This window comes from Modestobacter sp. VKM Ac-2978 (assembly GCF_026968025.1).
Classification (GTDB): Bacteria; Actinomycetota; Actinomycetes; order Mycobacteriales; family Geodermatophilaceae; genus Modestobacter.
Genome location: NZ_JAPVBP010000010.1, coordinates 142,036 through 161,569 on the forward strand (window position 1 = coordinate 142,036; position 19,534 = coordinate 161,569).

Genomic DNA, 19,534 nt, shown 5'->3' on the forward strand with positions numbered 1-19,534 from the left:
CTGCAGGACTAGACCCGGAAGCCGAGGGCCCGCAGCTGCTCGCGGCCGTCATCGGTGATCTTGTCCGGGCCCCACGGCGGCATCCAGACCCAGTTGATCCGGATGTCGCCGACCAGGCCGGGGCCGGGGCCGCCGGTGAGGGCCTGGCGGGCCTGGTCCTCGATCACGTCGGTCAGCGGGCAGGCCGCCGACGTCAGCGTCATGTCGATGATCGCCACGTTGGCGTCGGTGTCGACGTCCAGCCCGTAGACGAGACCGAGGTCGACGACGTTGACGCCCAGCTCGGGGTCGACGACGTCGCGCATGGCCTCCTCGAGGTCCTCGATCAGGGCGGACTTGCCGCCGTACAGGCCGGCGTCGGGGGTGGTGGGCTCGGTCATCTCAGTTCGCCTCATTCGTCGTGGAGAGGGCGCGGGCGCTCGCGTCCTTCAGCGCCATCCAGCTCATCAGTGCGCACTTGACCCGCGCCGGGTACTTCGAGACGCCGGCGAACGCCACGGCGTCCTCCAGGTCGTCCTCGAGCTCCTCGGCCACGGTCGCGTTGCCCTTGCTCTGCATCAGCGTCATGAACTGCTCGCCGGTGTGCATCGCCTCGGTCACGCTCTTGCCGATCACCAGGTCGTACATCGCCGAGACCGAGGCCTGGCTGATCGAGCAGCCCATGCCCTCGTAGGAGACGTCGGCGATGGTCTCGCCCTCCAGGTGCACCCGCAGGGTGACCTCGTCACCACACGTCGGGTTGACGTGGTGCACCTCGGCCTCGAACGGGTCGCGGAGTCCGCGCCCGTGGGGGTTCCGGTAGTGATCCAGGATGATGTCCTGGTACATCGACTGCAGCTGCATCACTTCACCTCGCTGGGTGCAACACCGAAGAAGCGCTGGGCTTCCCGCACGCCCTCGACGAGTGCGTCGACGTCGTCGTAACCGGTGTGCACGTAGAACGTCGCCCGGGTGGTGGCCGGCACGCCGTAGCGACGCACGACCGGCCAGGCGCAGTGGTGCCCGACCCGGACGGCGATGCCGAGGTCGTCGAGGACCTGGCCGACGTCGTGCGGGTGGACGCCCTCGACGGTGAAGCTGATCGCTCCCCCGCGGGCCACGGTGTCCGGCGGGCCGATCACGGTGACGCCGGGGATGGCCTGCAGCTGCGCCAGCGCGTACTCCGTGAGCGCCTCCTCGTGGGCCTGCACCGCGTCCATGCCGAGTCGCTGCAGGTACTCCACGGCGGCGGCGAGCCCGATGACCTGCGCGGTCATCGGCACGCCGGCCTCGAAGCGCTGCGGCGGGGGCATGAACGTGCTGCCCTCCATCCGGACGACCTCGATCATCGAGCCGCCGGTGAGGAAGGGCGGCAGCGCGTCGAGCACGTCGTAGCGGCCCCACAGCACGCCGACCCCGGTCGGGCCGAGCATCTTGTGCCCGGAGAACACCAGGAAGTCCGCACCGAGCTCGGTGACGTCGACCCGCTGGTGCGGCACCGACTGGGCGCCGTCCACCAGCACCAGGGCGCCGACCTCCCGGGCCCGGGCGACGATGTCGCCCAGCGGGTTGATCGTGCCCAGGATGTTCGACTGCTGCGTCACCGCGACGAGCTTGGTGCGCTCGTTCACCACGGTGGCCAGGTCCGACAGGTCGAGCCGGCCGTCGTCGGTGAGCCCGAGCCAGCGCAGGGTCGCCCCCGTCCGCTCGCACAACTGCTGCCAGGGCAGCAGGTTCGCGTGGTGCTCCATCTCGGTCACGACGATCTCGTCGCCCTGACCGACGGCGTACCGGCGGAACTCCGGCTCCTTGGCGGTCGCTGCGTTGGACAGCGCGTACGCGACCAGGTTGATCGCCTCGGTGCTGTTCCGGGTGAAGACGACCTCGTTCTCCGGTGCCCCGATGAAGGCCCCGATGGTGGTGCGCGCCGCCTCGTAGGCCGCGGTGGCCTCCTCGGCGAGCTGGTGCGCACCCCGGTGCGGAGCGGCGTTGACGTTCTCGTAGAACCACCGCTCGGCGTCCAGGACGCTGGTCGGCTTCTGCGAGGTCGCGCCCGAGTCGAGGTAGACCAGCCGCTTCCCGTCCCGGACGGTGCGGGACAGGATCGGGAAGTCCGCCCGGATCGCCTCGACGTCCAGCGGGAGCGGCACCTGGCGCGCCCCCACGGGACGCGAGACGGTCTCGGTCATGCGGATGCAGCCTCGCTGGCAGCCTGCTCGTTGGAGTCCTTGACGTAGGCGGCGTAGCCGTCGTCCTCGAGCTTCTGCGCGAGCTCCGGGCCGCCCTCGTCGACGACCCGGCCGGCGACGAAGACGTGCACGAAGTCGGGCTTGATGTACTTGAGGATCCGCGTGTAGTGCGTGATCAGCAGGACGCCGACCGGGCTGTCTGCCTTGGCCCGGTTCACGCCCTCGGAGACGACGCGGAGCGCGTCGACGTCCAGGCCGGAGTCGGTCTCGTCGAGGATCGCCATCTTCGGCTTGAGGAGGCGCATCTGCAGGATCTCGTGGCGCTTCTTCTCACCACCGGAGAAGCCCTCGTTGACGTTGCGCTCGGCGAACGCGCTGTCCATCTCGAGCGCGGTCATCTCGGTGCGCACGTCCTTGACCCAGGTGCGCAGCTTCGGCGCCTCGCCGGTGATCGCGGTGGCCGCGGTGCGCAGGAAGTTCGACACCGAGACGCCGGGGACCTCGACCGGGTACTGCATGGCCAGGAACAGGCCGGCCCGGGCGCGCTCGTCGACGGTCATCGCGAGGACGTCCTCGCCGTCGAGGGTCACGGTGCCGCCGGTGATCGTGTACTTGGGGTGCCCGGCGATCGAGTAGGCCAGGGTCGACTTGCCCGACCCGTTGGGGCCCATGATCGCGTGGGTCTCGCCTGCGCGGACGGTCAGGTCGACACCGCGGAGGATCTCCTTGGTCTCGTCCCCGTCACCGACGGTGACGTGCAGGTTGCGGATCTCCAGCACGCTCCCGGCCGAGAGGCCGGTGGCGGTGGGAGTGGCGGTGGGGCTGGTCACGGGGTTCTCGCTCCTCAGTGGCTGGCCGCGGCGAGGGGGGCGTCGACGTCCACCAGGACGTCGTCACCCTCCACCCGGACCGGGTAGACGGGGACCGGCTCGGTGGCCGGGAGGTTCGTGGGCTGACCGGTGCGCAGGTCGAAGCACGAGCCGTGCAGGGCGCACTCGATGGTGGGCGCCCCGTCGACGTCGTCGACGTCGCCGTCGGTCAGCGGGACGTCGGCGTGCGAGCAGACGTCCTGGATCGCGTAGACCTCACCGTCGAGCTGGACGACGGCGACGTCGATGTCGGCGAGCTCGATCCGCAGGGAGCCCTCCTCGGGCACCTCGGACAGCGCGCAGACCCGCTCGTACGTCACGCGCCGACCTCGACCGGCTGCTCCTCGAGGTCCGGAAGGGCACCGAGGCGAGCCTCGATGGTGCCCATCAGCCGGTCCTGCAGGGCGGGGACGCCGATGTGCTGCACGACGTCGGCGAAGAAGCCGCGCACCACGAGGCGGCGGGCCGTCTCGGCGTCGATCCCACGAGAGCAGAGGTAGAACAGCTGCTCGTCGTCGAACCGGCCGGTGGCGCTGGCGTGACCGGCGCCGACGATCTCGCCGGTCTCGATCTCCAGGTTCGGCACCGAGTCGGCGCGGGCGCCGTCGGTGAGCACCAGGTTGCGGTTCAGCTCGTAGGTGTCCGTGCCGGTCGCCGCCGGGCGGATCCGCACGTCGCCGACCCAGACGGTGTGCGCCTTCTCCCCCTGCAGCGCGCCCTTGTAGACGACGTTGCTGCGGCAGTTCGGCGTGCCGTGGTCCACCCAGAGCCGGTGCTCCTGGTGCTGGGTCTCGTCGGCGAAGTACACGCCGTAGAGGTCCGCGGAGCCGCCGGGACCGGCGTACTGCACGTTGCTGACCAGCCGCACCAGGTCGCCGCCGAGGGTGACCACGACCTGCTTGAACGAGGCGTCCCGGCCGACGACGGCGTCGAACTGCCCGCCGTGCACCGTGCCCGGTGCCCAGTCCTGCACCGAGACGACGGTCAGCTGCGCACCGTCGCCGAGAAGGAAGGCGACCCCGCCGGAGTAGCGGGCCAGCCCCGAGTGGTCGAGGACGACAGTCGCCTGCGCGAACGCCCCGACCTCGACGACCAGCTGGCCCCAGACGACGTCATCACTGCCGGTGCCGGCGAGACCCAGGGTGACCGGGCGGTCGAGCACGGCCTCCTTGGCGATCCGGAGCACGGCTGCGCCACCGCTGCGCTGACGGGTCAGCGCGGCCAGCCGGTCGACCGGCTCGGGCAGGCCCTTGAGCAGCGGGTCGCCGGCTTCGACCGAGGTCAGCTCAGCCCCCTCGGGCAGGTCGGACTCCCACGTCAGGTGGGCGTCCGACGGTGCGCCGTCCAGCAGTGCGCGGACGCGGCGCATCGGGGTGAAGCGCCACTCCTCCTCGCGACCGGTCGGTGCGCCGAACGCCTCCGGGTCGGTGGAGGTGAACCGCTCGGCCGGCGAGCCGGTGGGCGCCGGCCCGCCGTGCGAGTGCGACCCGGGGGGCGTGTCGCCGGCGGTGCCGGTGCCGGCCGCCGGGGTGGTCGGGGGGCCGGCCTGGGCACCCACGCCGGGAGCGAAGAGCTCCCCAGCGAGGGTGGCCGAGTCGGTGGTCAGGGTGGTCTGGTCGTCAGTTGCCGACATCAGCCGACGGCACCTTCCATCTGGAGCTCGATCAGGCGGTTGAGCTCGAGGGCGTACTCCATCGGCAGCTCCCGGGCGATGGGCTCGACGAAGCCGCGCACGACCATCGCCATCGCCTCGTCCTCGGAGAGCCCTCGGCTCATCAGGTAGAACAGCTGGTCGTCGCTGACCCGCGAGACGGTCGCCTCGTGGCCCATCGACACGTCGTCCTCGCGGACGTCGACGTAGGGGTAGGTGTCCGAGCGGCTGATGGTGTCGACCAGCAGCGCGTCGCACTTCACCGTCGACTTCGAGCCGTAGGCACCCTCGTCGACCTGGACCAGCCCGCGGTAGGAGGTGCGGCCACCACCGCGCGCCACCGACTTCGACACGATCGTCGAGGAGGTGTGCGGGGCGGCGTGCACCATCTTGGCGCCGGCGTCCTGGTGCTGACCCTCACCGGCGAAGGCGATGGACATGACCTCGCCCTTGGCGTGCTCACCGGTCATCCACACGGCCGGGTACTTCATCGTCACCTTGGAGCCGATGTTGCCGTCGACCCACTCCATGGTCGCGCCCTCGTGGGCCACGGCCCGCTTGGTGACCAGGTTGTAGACGTTGTTCGACCAGTTCTGGATGGTCGTGTACCGGCAGCGCGCGTTCTTCTTGACGATGATCTCGACGACCGCGGAGTGCAGCGAGTCGGTCTTGTAGATCGGCGCGGTGCAGCCCTCGACGTAGTGCACGTAGGCGCCCTCGTCGATGATCATCAGGGTGCGCTCGAACTGGCCCATGTTCTCGGTGTTAATCCGGAAGTAGGCCTGCAGCGGGATCTCCACGTGGACGCCCTTGGGCACGTAGATGAACGAGCCACCGGACCACACCGCGGTGTTCAGCGCGGAGAACTTGTTGTCCCCGGCCGGGATGACCGAGCCGAAGTACTCGCGGAACAGCTCGGGCTGCTCGCGCAGCGCGGTGTCGGTGTCCAGGAACAGGACGCCCTGCTCCTCCAGGTCCTCACGGATCTTGTGGTAGACGACCTCGGACTCGTACTGGGCCGCCACACCGGAGACCAGCCGCTGCTTCTCCGCCTCCGGGATGCCCAGCTTGTCGTAGGTGTTCTTGATGTCGTCGGGCAGGTCCTCCCACGAGGTGGCCTGCGCCTCGGTCGACCGCACGAAGTACTTGATGTTCTGGAAGTCGATGCCGGAGAGGTCGGAACCCCAGTCGGGCATGGGCTTCTTCCCGAAGATCTTCAGCGCCTTCAGCCGGCGCTCGAGCATCCACTCGGGCTCGTTCTTGCGGCGCGAGATGTCGCGGACGACGTCCTCGTTGATGCCGCGGGTGGCCGAGGCGCCGGCGGCGTCGGTGTCCGACCAGCCGTACTTGTAGCGGCCGAGCGCGTCGATCGTCTCGTCCTGCGTCATCGGCGCGCTGGGCACCGGCTGCGTGGTGGTCATGCGGGGGTCCTCTCCCGATCGATCGAGGGGGTGGTGCGAGTGCTGGCGCCGGCGCCGGAGGGCGCAGCGCGACCAGCAGGTACAGGGCGTGCAGGGGTGGCTTTGTTCCCGGCGCGGAGTCCGGCCCGGAGGGCGAGCTGCGCGGGGATGTGGGTGGTGCAGATCCCGTCGCCGTGGGCGATCGTGGCCAGCCGCTGGACGTGCGTGCCGACCAGCCGGCTGATCACCGCCGTCTCAGCCTCGCACAGCTGCGGGAACTCGGCAGCGACGTGGGCGACCGGGCAGTGGTGCTGGCACAGCTGCCCGCCGCTGGAGATCGCCGAGGCGGTCGCGGCGTAGCCCTCGGCGGTCAGCGCGACGGCGAGCACCTGCGCCCGGTCGACCTCACCGGCGCCCGATTCGGCCTCCTCCAGCGCGGACTCGACGGCGGTGGAGCACCGCTGTGCCAGCCCGGAGAGCTGCTGCTCGGCGACGGCGCGGACGGCGTCCGGCCCACCGTGCTCGGCGACGAACCGCAGGGCCGTGAGCGCCAGGTCGTCGTAGGCGTGCGGGAAGGACTCCCGGCCGGCGTCGGTGAGGGCGAACCGGCGGGCAGGCCGACCCCTCCCCCGCTGACCGCCGGGTGCCTCGCGCTCGGTGTCACGGCGTCCTCGCTGGCGCTCGGCCGCGGCGACACCGAAGGTGCTCTGTCCGCTGCGTGGCTTCGCAAGCTCAGCCACGTGTCCGGCGGCGACCAGACCGTCGAGGTGTCGGCGCACCGCGGCCGGGGAGATGCCCAGCCGACCGGCGAGCTCTGCGGCCGTCTGCGGGCCGTGCTCGAGGAGGAGGCTGCTCACCCGGTCACGGGTGCGCCCGTCCTCGGCCGGCGCACCGGCGGAGGGGACGGCGGCTCGGGCCGCAGCGGATTCCACAACACGATTGTGTGCTTAATCGGCGAGCTTGCAAGGAAGGTCGGCCTTACCTGCGGCCTCCTGGAGAGGCGCGTCACACGGCGCGCGGAACCGCCCAGGTGGGCCGCTGCCGGATCGATCGGACCGACGGCGGGGAGCCCCGCGGTCAGTAGCATCGGTGCCGTGTCGGTCCTTCCCTCGCGGGTGCGCAACTCGACGGTCTCCCGGCTGGCGCTGGCCAGCGTCGTCGCCAACGGCCTGATCGTCCTCACCGGCGGGTTCGTCCGGCTCACCGACTCAGGGCTGGGCTGCCCGACCTGGCCCCGCTGCACCGAGGACAGCTTCACCACGACGCCGGAGCTCGCCGCCCACGGCGTCATCGAGTTCGGCAACCGGCTGCTGACCTTCGTCCTGGTGGCGATCGCCGCGGCCACGCTGATCGCGGTCCTCCGGTCCGCCCGCCGCGACCTCCGCCGGCTGGCCGTGCTGGCGTTCCTGGGCATCCCCGCACAGGGCGTGGTGGGCGGGATCACCGTGCTCACCGGCCTCAACCCGTACACGGTCGCCGCGCACTTCCTGGTCTCCACCGCCCTCGTGGCCCTGACGACCGTCATGTGGCTGCGGTCCCGGGAGCCGGGGGTGGGCCAGCTGGTGGTGCGCCGCCCCTTCGCCCTGCTGGTGTACGGCATCGCGGCCACCACTGCGGTGGTCCTGGTGCTCGGCACCGTGGTCACCGGCAGCGGCCCGCACAGCGGCGACCCCGAGGCCGGCCGCACCGGCTTCGACCCGGCGCTGATGAGCCAGCTGCACGCCGACGCCGTCTTCCTGCTGCTCGGACTGACGATCGCGCTGCTGGTGGCGCTGTACGCCACCGACTCCCCCGGCCGGGTCCGCCGGGCCGCCCGCGACCTGCTGGTCGTCCTGCTGGCCCAGGGCGTGGTCGGCTACGTGCAGTACTTCACCGGGTTGCCCATCCTGCTGGTGCTGCTGCACATGGCCGGCGCGGTGCTGACCACCGCCTACGCCGCCCGGCTGGTGTGGTCGGTGCGTGGTCCGGCCACCGAGCTGCCGGTCGAGGCCTCGCCGGAGCGCGCCGCCGCCACCCACTGACGGGGCCGCTCGGCGCCGGCCAGGCGACGAGCCCGCTCGACGGAGAGCTGCCGCACCCCGTGCGTGGCTCGGCCCCCGGCTCCGGTGATGTGCAGCTGCGGCTGGTCCAGAGGTCAGGACCGGCCGCGGGTGCACATCACCTCACCCGCTCACCGCCGCGCGGTGGGTGAGTGCGTCCCCCGTCAGACGAGGACGTCGGCCACCAAGGCGATCGACAGCAGCGTCATGTAGGTGATCGACACCGAGAACAGCCGCATCGGACGGTCGGGGACGCCCGCCTTGATCCGCCGCAGCCAGGCGTGCGACTCGGCGACGTACCAGGCGCCCAGGCCCAGGGTGGCGATCCCGGTGACCCAGCCCAGCTGCGGCGTCGCCGGCACCATGAGCAGCGAGGTGCCCAGCGTGCCCCAGGCCCAGGCGACGGACTGGCGCCCGACGGTGACCGGCCCGGCGACCACCGAGAGCATCGGCACCCCGGCCCGGAAGTAGTCGAAGCGGAACCGGCTGGCCAGCGCCCAGAAGTGCGGCATCTGCCAGCAGAAGACGATGCCGAAGAAGACGAAGGCGGGCCAGTCCAGCGAACCGGTGACCGCGGCCCAGCCGATCAGCACCGGGGCGGCACCCGGCAAGCCACCGAACACGGTGTTGTGCCTGGTCCGACGCTTCAGCACCATCGTGTAGAGCACCGAGTAGGCCAGCACCGCGGCAGCAGCGAGGGCGGTGGCCAGCGGCGTGGTGAACAGGCCGAGCAGGACCAGCGAGACCCACGCCAGCAGCACACCGAAGACCAGCGCGTTGCGGGGCGCGATCACCCCGCTGGGGATCGGCCGGTCGCGGGTGCGCGACATCAGCCGGTCGATGTCCCGGTCGTACCAGCAGTTGATCGTGTTGGCGGCCCCGGCGGCGAGCATGCCGCCGACCAGGGTGGCCACGACCAGGCCGGTGCCCGGCCAACCCCCGGCCGCGAGCATCATCGCCGGCAGCGTGGTGACCAGCAGCAGCTCGACCAGCTTCGGCTTGGTCAGCGACACGTAGGCGGCCACCGTCGCGCGGGCGGAACGCACCGGCCGGGCCCGACCGACGGAACGGTCGGCGATCGCCGTCACCGGGGGCCCAGGAGCGCAGCGTCGCGCGGGCAGCAGGGCACCACGAGGTCCTTCTCCGCCGGGGATGGGGTAGCCCGCCCACTGTAGCCCGGCCCACCTACGGGGAATGGCCGGACACCACTAGGGTTTGATCACGTTGACTCTGCGCGTGATGCGGGTAGGGCGGACGTCGAGGACGACGGCGCGCCCACGCTCACGACCTCCGACCGCGCCGACCGGGGCGGCCGTGGTGCGCATCGTCGTCCGCCCGGGGTGAACTGCCCCCGCGCCCCCGGGCGGGTCCGACACCGACCGATCCCCGAGGGAGCTCCGAGCGCCACATGACCAGCGACAACGGAACCAAGAGCACCGCAGCCGAGGCCCCCGCCGAGGCCGCCACCGACTCCTCGACCGGCTCGCCCCGCCAGCCCAGCCCGACCCTCCCCGAGGGCCTCGGCGACCTGGACCGCGCGGCCATCGACACCGCGCGCGTCCTGGCCATGGACGCGGTGCAGAAGGTCGGCAACGGCCACCCCGGCACCGCGATGAGCATGGCCCCGGTCGCCTACCTGCTGTTCCAGAAGTGGCTCAAGCACGACCCGAGCGACCCGAACTGGGCTGCCCGCGACCGCTTCGTGCTCTCCATGGGGCACTCCAGCCTGACCCTGTACGTCCAGCTCTACCTCGCCGGTTACGGCCTGGAGCTGGAGGACCTGCAGGCGCTGCGCACCTGGGGCTCCAAGACCCCGGGCCACCCCGAGGTCGGGCACACCGCCGGCGTCGAGACCACCACCGGCCCGCTGGGCCAGGGCGTCGGCAACGCGGTCGGCATGGCCATGGCCGCCCGCCGCGAGCGCGGCATGCTGGACCCCGACGCCCCCGAGGGCGAGAGCCTGTTCGACCACACCATCTGGGCCTTCGCCTCCGACGGTGACCTGGAGGAGGGCGTCAGCGGCGAGGCGTCCTCGCTGGCCGGCACCCAGGAGCTCGGCAACCTCGTCCTGGTCTACGACGACAACCAGATCTCGATCGAGGACGACACCACCGTCGCCTTCACCGAGGACGTCGGCGCCCGCTACGCCGCCTACGGCTGGCACGTCCAGCACGTCGACGACGGCGAGGACCTGGCCGCCGTGGACGCTGCCTTCGCCGCCGCCAAGGCCGAGACCACCCGCCCGTCGATCATCGTGCTGCGCACGGTCATCGGCTGGCCGTCGCCGAACAAGCAGAACACCGGCGCCGTGCACGGCTCGGCGCTCGGCGACGACGAGGTCAAGGCGACCAAGGAGATCCTCGGGTTCGACCCGGAGAAGACCTTCGAGGTCGCCCCCGAGGTCATCGAGCACACCCGCAAGGCCGTCACCCGCGGCCAGCAGGCGCACGCCGAGTGGCAGCACCGGTTCGACGCCTGGACCGCCGCCAACCCCGAGGGCGCCGCCCTGATGGAGCGGATGAGCAGCCGCACGCTCCCCGAGGGCTGGGCGGAGAAGCTCCCGTCCTGGGACGCCGACCCCAAGGGCGTCGCCACCCGCAAGGCCTCCGGCGAGGTCCTCGCCGCCCTCTACCCCGAGCTCCCCGAGCTGTGGGGCGGGTCGGCCGACCTCGCCGAGAGCAACAACACCGCGGTCAAGGGCGAGCCCTCGTTCCTGCCGGCCAGCCGCCAGACCAAGATGTGGTCCGGTGGCCCCTACGGCCGCACGCTGCACTTCGGTGTCCGTGAGCACGCCATGGGCGCGGTCATGAACGGCATCGCGCTGCACGGCGGCACCCGCGTCTACGGCGGCACCTTCCTCACGTTCTCCGACTACATGCGTGGCGCGGTGCGGCTCGCCGCTCTCATGCAGCTGCCGGTCACCTACGTGTGGACCCACGACTCGATCGGCCTGGGCGAGGACGGCCCGACCCACCAGCCGATCGAGCACTACGCCGCGCTGCGCGCCATCCCGGGGCTGGACTTCGTCCGCCCGGCCGACGCCAACGAGACCGCAGTGGCCTGGCGCACGATCCTCGAGCACAACGACCGGCCCGCCGGTCTGGCGCTGTCCCGGCAGAACCTGCCGGTGTTCGACCGCACCCAGTTCGCCTCGGCGGAGGGCACCGCCAAGGGCGGCTACGTGCTGGCCGAGGCGTCCAACGGCCAGCCCGAGGTGGTGCTCATGGGCACCGGCTCCGAGGTGCAGATCGCGGTGGCCGCCCGGGAGCAGCTCGAGGCCCAGGGCGTGCCCACCCGGGTCGTCTCCCTGCCCTGCTGGGAGTGGTTCGCCGAGCAGGACCAGGCCTACCGCGAGCAGGTGCTGCCCCCGTCGGTCAAGGCGCGGGTCAGCGTCGAGGCCGGGGTGCCGATGGGCTGGCGGGAGTTCGTCGGCGACGCCGGGCGGATCGTCGGGCTCAACCACTACGGCGCCAGCGCGTCCTACTCCAAGCTGTACGAGGAGTTCGGGCTGACCGAGGACGCCGTCGTCGCGGCTGCACGGGAGAGCATCCAGGCCGCTGCCTCCGGCGCCAACCCGCCGAGCGGTGCCGGCGTCTCCCGCGGCGGGGTCTTCAGCTCCGACGCCACCGGCGACCACTGATGGAGGACCCCGCTGCCCCCCACCACTCGCGCGCACGCGGCGGGGCCCTGCAGCGGGGCCACAGAGAACACTCGAGAACTCGTAGCGGCCCCCCACAGCGGGGCTGACCACACCGACAGGAGGGCATGAGATGGCCCAGAACGAGAACCTGGCACAGCTGTCGAAGGCGGGGGTCGCCGTCTGGCTCGACGACCTCTCCCGGGACCGCATCCGCAGCGGCAACCTGCAGTCGCTGGTCGACGAGCAGAGCGTCGTCGGCGTCACCACCAACCCGAGCATCTTCGCCGCGGCGATCAGCGGCTCGGACTCCTACGACGACCAGCTGCACGCCATGGCCGTCCGGAAGGTGAGCGTCGAGGAGGCGCTGCGCACCATCACCGCCGCCGACGTCCGGGACGCCTGCGACCTGCTCGCGCCGGTCGCCGCCCGCACCGGCCGCGACGGCCGGGTGTCGCTCGAGGTGGCCCCCGGGCTGGCTCGGGACACCGACGCGACCGCCGCCGAGGCCGCCCACCTGTGGTGGCTCGTCGACCGGCCCAACCTGTTCATCAAGATCCCGGCGACGGTCGAGGGCCTGCCCGCGATCACCAGCACGATCGCGGCTGGGATCAGCGTGAACGTGACGCTGATCTTCAGCCTCGAGCGCTACCGCGCCGTGATGGACGCCTACCTGGCCGGCCTCGAGCAGCGACTGGCCGAGGACCCGGACGCCTCCTTCGAGGGCATCGAGTCGGTGGCGTCCTTCTTCGTGTCCCGGGTGGACACCGAGATCGACAAGCGCCTGGACGACAGCGGCGCGGACGCCTCGCTCAAGGGCAAGGCCGGCGTCGCCAACGCCCAGCTGGCCTACCAGGCCTACGAGGAGGTCTTCTCCTCCGACCGCTGGAAGGCGCTGGAGGCCAAGGGTGCGAGCAAGCAGCGGCCGCTGTGGGCCTCCACCGGGGTCAAGAACCCCGACTACTCCGACACCCTGTACCTGTCCGAGCTCATCGCCCCGGACACGGTGAACACCATGCCGGAGAAGACGATGCAGGCCTACGCCGACCACGGTCAGGCCGGCACCCCGGTGCAGTCGGCCTACGCGGACGCCGAGAAGGTCATGCAGGCGGTGGCCGACGCCGGCGTCGACCTCGACGACGTGTTCCGCGTCCTCGAGGACGAGGCCGTGCAGAAGTTCGTCGACTCCTGGGACGAGCTGACCGGCTCGGTGCAGGAGCAGCTGCAGGACAAGGCGTGACCGCCGGGGCCCGGGCGGCGGTGCACCTGCCGCCCCCGGGCCCCGCGCTGTCCCGACTGCGCACCACCCTCTGGACACCGTCCGTCGTCCGTTCCGGCGCCGCACCGGACGACGGGCACCCTGCGAGCTGATCGAGGACGGACACGATGCCCACCAACCCGTTGCGCGACCCACGGGACCGGCGGCTGCCCCGGGTCCCCGAGCCCTGCGCCCTGGTCGTCTTCGGGATCACCGGGGACCTCTCGCGCAAGAAGCTCCTCCCCGCCGTCTACGACCTCGCGAACCGGGGCCTGCTGCCCACCAACTTCGCGCTGCTGGGCTTCGCCCGCCGCGACTGGGGCGACGTGGAGTTCTCCGAGCTGGCGCGTTCGGCCGCGCGTGAGCACGCCCGCACCCCGTGGCGCGAGGAGGTGTGGGAGCGGCTGGCGAACAGCGTCCGGTTCGTCCAGGGCTCCTTCGACGACGACGACGCCTTCGACGAGCTGGCCAGCAACCTGGCCGAGCTGGAGGGCAGCCACGGCATCGGCGGCAACGCCGCGTTCTACCTGTCCATCCCGCCGGCGATGTTCCCCACCGTGCTGAAGCAGATGCAGCGCACCGGGATGGCCGAGAGCAGCATGGACCGCTGGCGGCGCGTCGTGGTGGAGAAGCCCTTCGGCACCGACCTGGCCTCCAGCCGCGAGCTGAACGAGCTGGTCGACTCGGTGTTCACCGCCGACGACGTCTTCCGGATCGACCACTACCTGGGCAAGGAGACGGTCCAGAACCTCCTGGCCCTGCGCTTCGCCAACTCGATGTTCGAGCCGATCTGGAACGGCCACCACGTCGACTCGGTGCAGATCACCATGGCCGAGGACGTCGGCATCGGCGGGCGGGCCGGGTTCTACGAGAAGACCGGTGCGGCCCGCGACGTCCTGCAGAACCACCTGCTCCAGCTCCTGGCGCTGACCGCCATGGAGGAGCCGGTGGAGTTCTCCGCGGAGGAGATCCGCACCGAGAAGCTGAAGGTGCTCCGGGCGGTCTCCGTCCCGGCGGACGACGACATGGTCCAGTTCGCCATCCGCGGCCAGTACGAGCAGGGCTGGCTGGCCGGCCAGCGTGCGAACGGCTACCGCCAGGAGGAGGGCGTGGCGACCGACTCCACCACCGAGACCTACGCCGCCGTCCGGCTCGGCGTGGAGACCCGGCGCTGGGCCGGCGTCCCGTTCTACCTGCGCACCGGCAAGCGGCTGCCCCGCCGGGTCACCGAGATCGCCCTGGTGTTCAAGCGGGCGCCGCACCTGCCCTTCGCGCCCACCGACACCGAGGAGCTCGGCCACAACCAGCTCGTCATCCGGGTCCAGCCCGACGAGGGCATGACGCTGAAGTTCGGCTCGAAGGTGCCCGGCAGCGTGATGGAGGTCCGCGACGTCGCGATGGACTTCCTCTACGGCGAGCAGTTCACCGAGGCGAGCCCCGAGGCCTACGAGCGCCTGCTGCTCGACGTGCTGCTCGGCGACGCCACGCTGTTCCCCCGGAACGCCGAGGTGGAGGCCTCCTGGGCGGTCATCGACCCGCTCGAGGCGTACTGGGCGTCCACCGAGCCGCACCCGTACCGGGCAGGCGAGTGGGGTCCGCGGGCCGCCGACGCCATGCTCGAGGCCGACGGCCGCCAGTGGCGCCGACCGTGAGCGGCCGCCCACCCACCGCCCGCGCGACTCCCCAGGAGGGGATCTCATGACCACGCTGTGGGACACCACCGGATCCGCGGTGGTCAAGGAACTGGCCGCCCAGCGCCGCACCGGCGGCGCCGTGATGAGCGGGGTGGCACTCACCCTGGTGGTCGTCGCCGACGAGGGCCGGGTCGCGGAGGCCGAGCAGGCCGCGTCCGCCGCGGCCGAGGTGCACCCCTGCCGACTGCTGGTCGTGGTCCGCCGCCAGGTCGAGGCGCCGGTCCCGCGGCTGGACGCCGAGGTGCTCATCGGTGGCCGGCTGGGCCCGGGCGAGGCCGTCGTCATGCGGATGTACGGCCGGCTGGGTCTGCACGCGGAGTCCGTGGTGCTGCCGCTGCTGGCCGCCGACGCCCCCGTCGTCACCTGGTGGCACGAGGCACCGCCGGAGCAGATCGCCCGGGACGCGCTCGGCGTGATCGCCGACCGCCGGATCACCGACTCCGCCATGGCCGCCGACCCGGTGGCCGCGCTGCGGATCCGGGCGCACGACTACGCGCCCGGTGACACCGACCTGGCGTGGACCCGCAGCACCCCGTGGCGGGCGACCCTGGCCTCGACCCTGGACTCGGTCTCCGGTCGCCGTGGCGACTCGGTGCGCGTCCGGGGTGGGCAGGTCGAGGGAGACCCGGAGAGCGCGACCGCCCAACTGGTCGCCGGCTGGCTGTCTGCCCGGTGCGGCTGCGACATCCCGGTGGTCCCCACCGCACGGGTGCCCGGGTCCGCCGGGATCGACAGCGTCGAGCTGCGACTGGACCAGGACGAGGTGGTCCGGGTGCAGGACGACCGCAAGGGCGGCGCGGTCATCAACCAGCCGTTCCGCCCGGAGGCGATCGTCGCGCTGCCCGACCGCAGTCTCGGTGAGCTGATCGGTGAGGAGCTCCGCCGGCTGGACTCCGACGAGCCCTACAGCGAGGCCCTGGAGGCGGTGACCGGGGCGGCTGGTCTCTCCGACCGGCCGGCCTGCCGTGACCACGTCTGGTACGACCCCATGCGGCCGCAGCAGACCTCCGAGCCGGTCAACGGCAACGGCAACGGGGCATCGGCTGCGACGCCGGCGCCGACGGTGCCCGCGGACTCGGCTGACGCCGACGAGGTGGCCGAGGCCGGCGAGCACGACTCCCCCGCCGACGACTCCGCCGAGCAGCGGGCCGTCCAGGCCCCCGACGCACCCTCGGCGGCAGGCGGCAAGGCACCGACCAGGAAGGCGCGCGCACGATGAGCCAGCAGGAGAGTCAGACGCCCGACGTGGTCGTGCTGCCCGACGCCGACCAGCTGGCCCGCTCCGTGGCCTCCGCGCTGGTCGCCCGGCTGGCCGCCGCCCAGGCCGTGCACGGGACGGCGTCGGTGGTGCTCACCGGCGGGGGCATCGGGACGGCGGTGCTCGAGCGGGTCGCCGCACTGGCCGCCGAGCCCGAGCACGCCGTCGTCGACTGGGGCCTGGTGGACGTGTGGTGGGGTGACGAGCGCTTCGTGCCGGTCGACCACCCGGACCGCAACGAGCTCGGCGCCCGCGAGTCGCTGCTGACCAAGGTGGCGCTGGACCCGGAGCGGGTGCACCCGATCCCCTCCTCCGACGCGGGCTTCGACGAGCCGGAGGAGGCAGCGGCCTGGTACGCCGAGCAGCTCGCCGCAGCCGCCGGTGACGGCGGGACGATGCCCCGGATCGACGTGCTGCTGCTGGGCATGGGGCCGGAGGGCCACGTCGCCTCGATCTTCCCGGAGTCCCCGGCGGCCACCGATGACCGTCCGGTGGTCGCGGTCCGCGACTGCCCGAAGCCGCCGCCGACCCGGGTGAGCCTCGGGTTCGCGGCGATCACCGCGGCGGAGGAGGTCTGGCTGCTGGTCAGCGGCGAGGGCAAGGCCGAGGCCGTCGCCCGGGCACTGTCCGGCGCCGACCCGGTCCAGCTGCCGGCGGCCGGGGCGCGGGGCAAGCAGGCCACCCGCTGGCTGCTGGACACCGCAGCGGCCAGCCAGCTCCCCCGCGCCTGAGCCCAGGACAGCCGACGGCCCGGTCACCCCAGCTGCTCATGGGGTGACCGGGCCGGTGACGTGCTGCAACAGCCCCGCTGCAGGGCCCCGTCGCGAGCTCGCGAGTGGCGGGGGCAGCGCGGGGTACTTCAGGCGCCGCGGCGGGCGCGCAGCCGGCTTAGGGCCTCTTCCAGGAGGGCGTCACCGTCCGCGTCCGACCGGCGCTCCCGGACGTAGGCGAGGTGCGTCTTGTACGGCTCCGTCCGCGGCGCCGGCGGCGGGTTCTGCTGGTCGGTCCCGGCCGGGAGCCCGCACCGCGGGCAGTCCCAGGTCTCCGGGACGTCGGCGTCCGTCGCGAAGGCGACCCGCGACTCGTGGTTGTTCGCGCACCAGAAGCCGATCCGGTTCCGAGGCGCTGCCTCGCCCCGTTCGGCCTCACCCATCGGTCCCGCACCGACCCGGCTCCCCCGGATCGCGTTCCCACCAGCCACGAGCGGCCCCCCTGATCGCTGCCACGTCGCGGTGACTGAGTTGATCACCGCGGAGGCAGTCTAGGGCCTGACCAGCCGGTTCAGGGTCACGATGTGAACACCCTGTGTGCCGCCACGCGCCCTCGCACCGATGGGAACGATCGCACGCGCGGCCCCCCTTAGGGGCCCGCAGCGAGCTCGCGAGGCGTGGGGGGAGAGAGGGTCCTTCTTCAGACCTTGAGCAGGAGCCCGAGCGCCACGATGCAGACGGCCCACAGCACCCCGGCGAAGACGGTCAGCCGGTTGAGGTTCTTCTCCACCACCGAGCTGCCGGACAGCTGTGAGGACACCGCACCACCGAACATCGAGGACAGACCGCCGCCCTTGCCGCGGTGCAGCAGGATGAGCACGATCAGCAGCAGGCTGGTGAGGACCAGCAGGACGTTGAGGAACAACTCCATCGTTCTTGGTCTCCTGTCCCGTACACAACGGGGTGGGTGGGCTCGCACCCGTCGGGTCGGGGGCTCTCGACGGTCCAGCCTAACCGACGGGGCCGGGGCGCCGGTTCAGCCTGGGCCGGTCAGCGGACTCCGGCCGTCGCGACGTCGTATCCCCCGTAGGGCTGCATGACCACGCCGTTGCGCAGCCGCTGGCCGGCCAGCAACTGCACCCGGTTCTCCACCAGCGGGACGTAGGCCGACGTCTCCTGCACCGCGTACCCGACCTGGCGCCAGGCGTCGGCGGCCGCAGCCGGCTCGGTCGCCGCCCGGGCGGCGTCCACCAGCCCGTTGACGGTCGGGTCGTTCAGGTACGCGTAGTTGGTGTTGCCGACCTTGCGGATCGAGCGCCCGTCGACCAGTGGGAGCAGGAAGGACGCCGAGGTCGGGAAGTCCGCGGTCCAGGTGGCGAGCACCATCCCGTACCCCGCCGCGGTCACGGCATCGGGGTTGCCGACGTCGGTGGCGTAGTAGGTGGCCGGGTCCAGCGGGCGCACCTCGACGGCGATCTGCACCTCCGCGAGGTCTGCTGCGATGGCCTCGGCCACCTCGACGCTGGACGGCACGTCGGGGACGGCCAGCACCGTGCTGAAGCCGTCGGGCTGACCGCAGGCGGCCAGCGCCGCCCGGGCAGCGGCGAGATCCGGTTGGGGGTCGGACTCCTCCGGGGCGCCGGCGACCGCGCGCGGCCAGAGCACCGACGTCCGCACGGCGTTGCCAGCCCCCAGCAGGGCCTGCTGCACGGCCGACCGGTCGACGGCGGCAGCCACGGCAGCCCGGCAGGACGGGTCGTCCATCGGGGCCACCGTCGTGGGCAGGGCCAGCAGCCGGACCGTGCCGGTGGTGACGTCGTCGATCCGCGCGGCCAGGTCCTCGTCGTCCAGCCGGCTGGTGGTGGCCTGCTGCACACCTGTCCCGGAGAGGTCCGCGTCGGCCGACCCGGCCAGCAGGGCTTGGTCGCGGGCCACGCCGGAGAGCCCGGTGCGCACCACCACCTCGTCCGGCAGGGCCGTGCGGACGTCGTCGGTGGCCGGGTCCCACTCCGGGTTGCGGGACAGCACGATCCCGGCCACGGGGTCCACGGAGGTGATCAGGTAGGGGCCGGAGCTGACCGGACGGGCCCCATAGTCGCCGCCGGTGTCGCTCTCCACCGGCACCGGGCTGCTCGAGGGCAGGGCCATGACGAAGGGGAAGTCCGGCGCCGGGTTGGTGAGCCGGAAGACGATCGTCCGGTCGTCGGGGGTCTCGATCGAGGCCAGCCCGAGCCGGTCGGCGGTCTCGTCCTGGTAGGGCCCGGCGTAGGGGTCCGCCGCGTCGTCGAGCAGGTCGACGACGTAGGTGGGGCCGCCGACGACCACGTCGGAGGCGAAGGAGCGCTGGATCCCGTACTTCACGTCACGCGAGGTGATCGGCCGGCCGTTCTCGAACCGCACGCCCTCCCGCAGGGTGAACGTCCAGGTGCGGCCGCCGTCGGTGCCTGTACCGAGGTCGGTGGCGAGGTCGGGGACCAGCTCGTCGGTGCTGCCCGGCTCGGCGGAGTAGGTGACCAGGGTGCGGGTGTACAGCCGCATCAGGTTCCACACCGACGGCATGTAGGAGCGCTGTGGGTCCAGGCTGTCGATCTCCCCGGTGACCAGCCGCAACGTCCCGCCGGGCTCCTCGGAGGGTGCGCGCACGCCCTCGACCCCGCTGCCGGGCTCCGCCGCCACGGTCGGTACCCCGGCCAGCCCGCTGTTCTCGCTGCCGCAGCCGGTCAGCACCGCCAGGGTGGCGGCCAGGACCACGACGACGACCGACCGCCCTGCTCCCCGAGGGGTGCGCTGGGCGGCCGGTCGCCGTTCGGTGCTGTGCGTCAACGTGGGTGCTGCTCCGCCCGGTCAGTG

At 72.3% G+C, this 19,534-nt stretch carries 19 protein-coding genes; 7 read left to right on the forward strand and 12 right to left on the reverse strand.

What is annotated here, in order from left to right; all coding sequences use genetic code 11:
• Positions 1-8 precede the first annotated feature (8 nt).
• Genes O2W53_RS21570 through O2W53_RS21605 form a run of 8 tightly spaced genes read right to left on the reverse strand, consistent with a single transcriptional unit; the run spans position 9 to position 7,020 of the window.
• A complete protein-coding gene (locus O2W53_RS21570; protein WP_036338662.1) occupies positions 9-380 on the reverse strand; it encodes a metal-sulfur cluster assembly factor in 372 nt (123 codons plus the stop codon).
• Position 381: 1 nt separating this feature from the next.
• Positions 382-843 (reverse strand): Fe-S cluster assembly sulfur transfer protein SufU, encoded by a 462-nt coding sequence (gene sufU, locus O2W53_RS21575; protein ID WP_269165124.1) that lies wholly within the window; start codon positions 841-843, stop codon positions 382-384.
• Positions 843-2,168, reverse strand: a complete 1,326-nt coding sequence (locus O2W53_RS21580; RefSeq protein ID WP_269165125.1) for a cysteine desulfurase — start codon at positions 2,166-2,168, stop codon at positions 843-845. Before O2W53_RS21580 ends, sufU begins: the two co-directional genes overlap by 1 nt.
• Positions 2,165-2,998 (reverse strand): Fe-S cluster assembly ATPase SufC, encoded by an 834-nt coding sequence (gene sufC / locus O2W53_RS21585; protein ID WP_269165126.1) that lies wholly within the window; start codon positions 2,996-2,998, stop codon positions 2,165-2,167. Before sufC ends, O2W53_RS21580 begins: the two co-directional genes overlap by 4 nt.
• Positions 2,999-3,012: 14 nt before the next feature.
• Positions 3,013-3,357, reverse strand: coding sequence for a Rieske (2Fe-2S) protein (locus O2W53_RS21590; RefSeq protein ID WP_269165127.1), 345 nt, complete (start codon positions 3,355-3,357; stop codon positions 3,013-3,015).
• A complete protein-coding gene (sufD, locus tag O2W53_RS21595; RefSeq protein WP_269165128.1) occupies positions 3,354-4,670 on the reverse strand; it encodes a Fe-S cluster assembly protein SufD in 1,317 nt (438 codons plus the stop codon). The genes O2W53_RS21590 and sufD overlap by 4 nt, the downstream gene beginning before the upstream one ends.
• Entirely contained in the window at positions 4,670-6,109 is a 1,440-nt protein-coding gene (gene sufB / locus O2W53_RS21600; protein WP_036338674.1) for a Fe-S cluster assembly protein SufB, read from the reverse strand. The genes sufD and sufB overlap by 1 nt, the downstream gene beginning before the upstream one ends.
• Positions 6,106-7,020, reverse strand: coding sequence for a helix-turn-helix transcriptional regulator (locus O2W53_RS21605; RefSeq protein ID WP_269165129.1), 915 nt, complete (start codon positions 7,018-7,020; stop codon positions 6,106-6,108). The genes sufB and O2W53_RS21605 overlap by 4 nt, the downstream gene beginning before the upstream one ends.
• 162 nt (positions 7,021-7,182) lie before the next feature.
• On the opposite strand from O2W53_RS21605, the gene O2W53_RS21610 reads away from it, so the two are divergent.
• Positions 7,183-8,109, forward strand: coding sequence for a COX15/CtaA family protein (locus O2W53_RS21610; protein WP_269165130.1), 927 nt, complete (start codon positions 7,183-7,185; stop codon positions 8,107-8,109).
• A 182-nt stretch (positions 8,110-8,291) separates the two neighbouring features.
• Here O2W53_RS21610 and O2W53_RS21615 read toward each other — a convergent pair whose 3' ends face one another.
• The gene (locus O2W53_RS21615) at positions 8,292-9,215 is read right to left on the reverse strand and encodes a heme o synthase (RefSeq protein ID WP_269165131.1); all 924 of its coding nucleotides are present in this window, start codon (positions 9,213-9,215) and stop codon (positions 8,292-8,294) included.
• 320 nt (positions 9,216-9,535) lie between these two features.
• Between O2W53_RS21615 and tkt the strand changes: the two genes are divergently transcribed.
• The 6 genes from tkt to pgl all read left to right on the forward strand — a co-directional run bounded on the left by tkt (position 9,536) and on the right by pgl (position 16,705).
• A complete protein-coding gene (gene tkt / locus O2W53_RS21620; RefSeq protein WP_269165132.1) occupies positions 9,536-11,767 on the forward strand; it encodes a transketolase in 2,232 nt (743 codons plus the stop codon).
• Between the two features lie 130 nt (positions 11,768-11,897).
• Positions 11,898-13,004 (forward strand): transaldolase, encoded by a 1,107-nt coding sequence (gene tal / locus O2W53_RS21625; protein ID WP_269165133.1) that lies wholly within the window; start codon positions 11,898-11,900, stop codon positions 13,002-13,004.
• Positions 13,001-13,135 carry a hypothetical protein gene (locus O2W53_RS21630; protein ID WP_269165134.1) on the forward strand — a complete coding sequence of 45 codons (135 nt, stop codon included), beginning with the start codon at positions 13,001-13,003 and terminating at the stop codon, positions 13,133-13,135. The genes tal and O2W53_RS21630 overlap by 4 nt, the downstream gene beginning before the upstream one ends.
• A 15-nt stretch (positions 13,136-13,150) precedes the next feature.
• On the forward strand, positions 13,151-14,674 hold the full coding sequence (gene zwf, locus O2W53_RS21635; protein ID WP_269165135.1) for a glucose-6-phosphate dehydrogenase: 1,524 nt from the start codon (positions 13,151-13,153) through the stop codon (positions 14,672-14,674).
• A gap of 46 nt (positions 14,675-14,720) precedes the next feature.
• On the forward strand, positions 14,721-15,935 hold the full coding sequence (locus O2W53_RS21640; RefSeq protein WP_269165136.1) for a glucose-6-phosphate dehydrogenase assembly protein OpcA: 1,215 nt from the start codon (positions 14,721-14,723) through the stop codon (positions 15,933-15,935).
• On the forward strand, positions 15,932-16,705 hold the full coding sequence (gene pgl, locus O2W53_RS21645; RefSeq protein ID WP_269165137.1) for a 6-phosphogluconolactonase: 774 nt from the start codon (positions 15,932-15,934) through the stop codon (positions 16,703-16,705). Before O2W53_RS21640 ends, pgl begins: the two co-directional genes overlap by 4 nt.
• A 128-nt stretch (positions 16,706-16,833) precedes the next feature.
• Here the strand turns inward: pgl and O2W53_RS21650 are convergent, their stop codons facing one another.
• From O2W53_RS21650 to O2W53_RS21660, 3 genes are all read right to left on the reverse strand, one after another.
• A complete protein-coding gene (locus O2W53_RS21650; protein ID WP_442928882.1) occupies positions 16,834-17,223 on the reverse strand; it encodes an RNA polymerase-binding protein RbpA in 390 nt (129 codons plus the stop codon).
• 161 nt (positions 17,224-17,384) lie between these two features.
• The gene (gene secG, locus O2W53_RS21655; protein WP_269165138.1) at positions 17,385-17,615 is read right to left on the reverse strand and encodes a preprotein translocase subunit SecG; all 231 of its coding nucleotides are present in this window, start codon (positions 17,613-17,615) and stop codon (positions 17,385-17,387) included.
• Between the two features lie 119 nt (positions 17,616-17,734).
• The gene (locus O2W53_RS21660; protein WP_269165139.1) at positions 17,735-19,507 is read right to left on the reverse strand and encodes an ABC transporter substrate-binding protein; all 1,773 of its coding nucleotides are present in this window, start codon (positions 19,505-19,507) and stop codon (positions 17,735-17,737) included.
• Between the last annotated feature and the right edge of the window lie 27 nt (positions 19,508-19,534).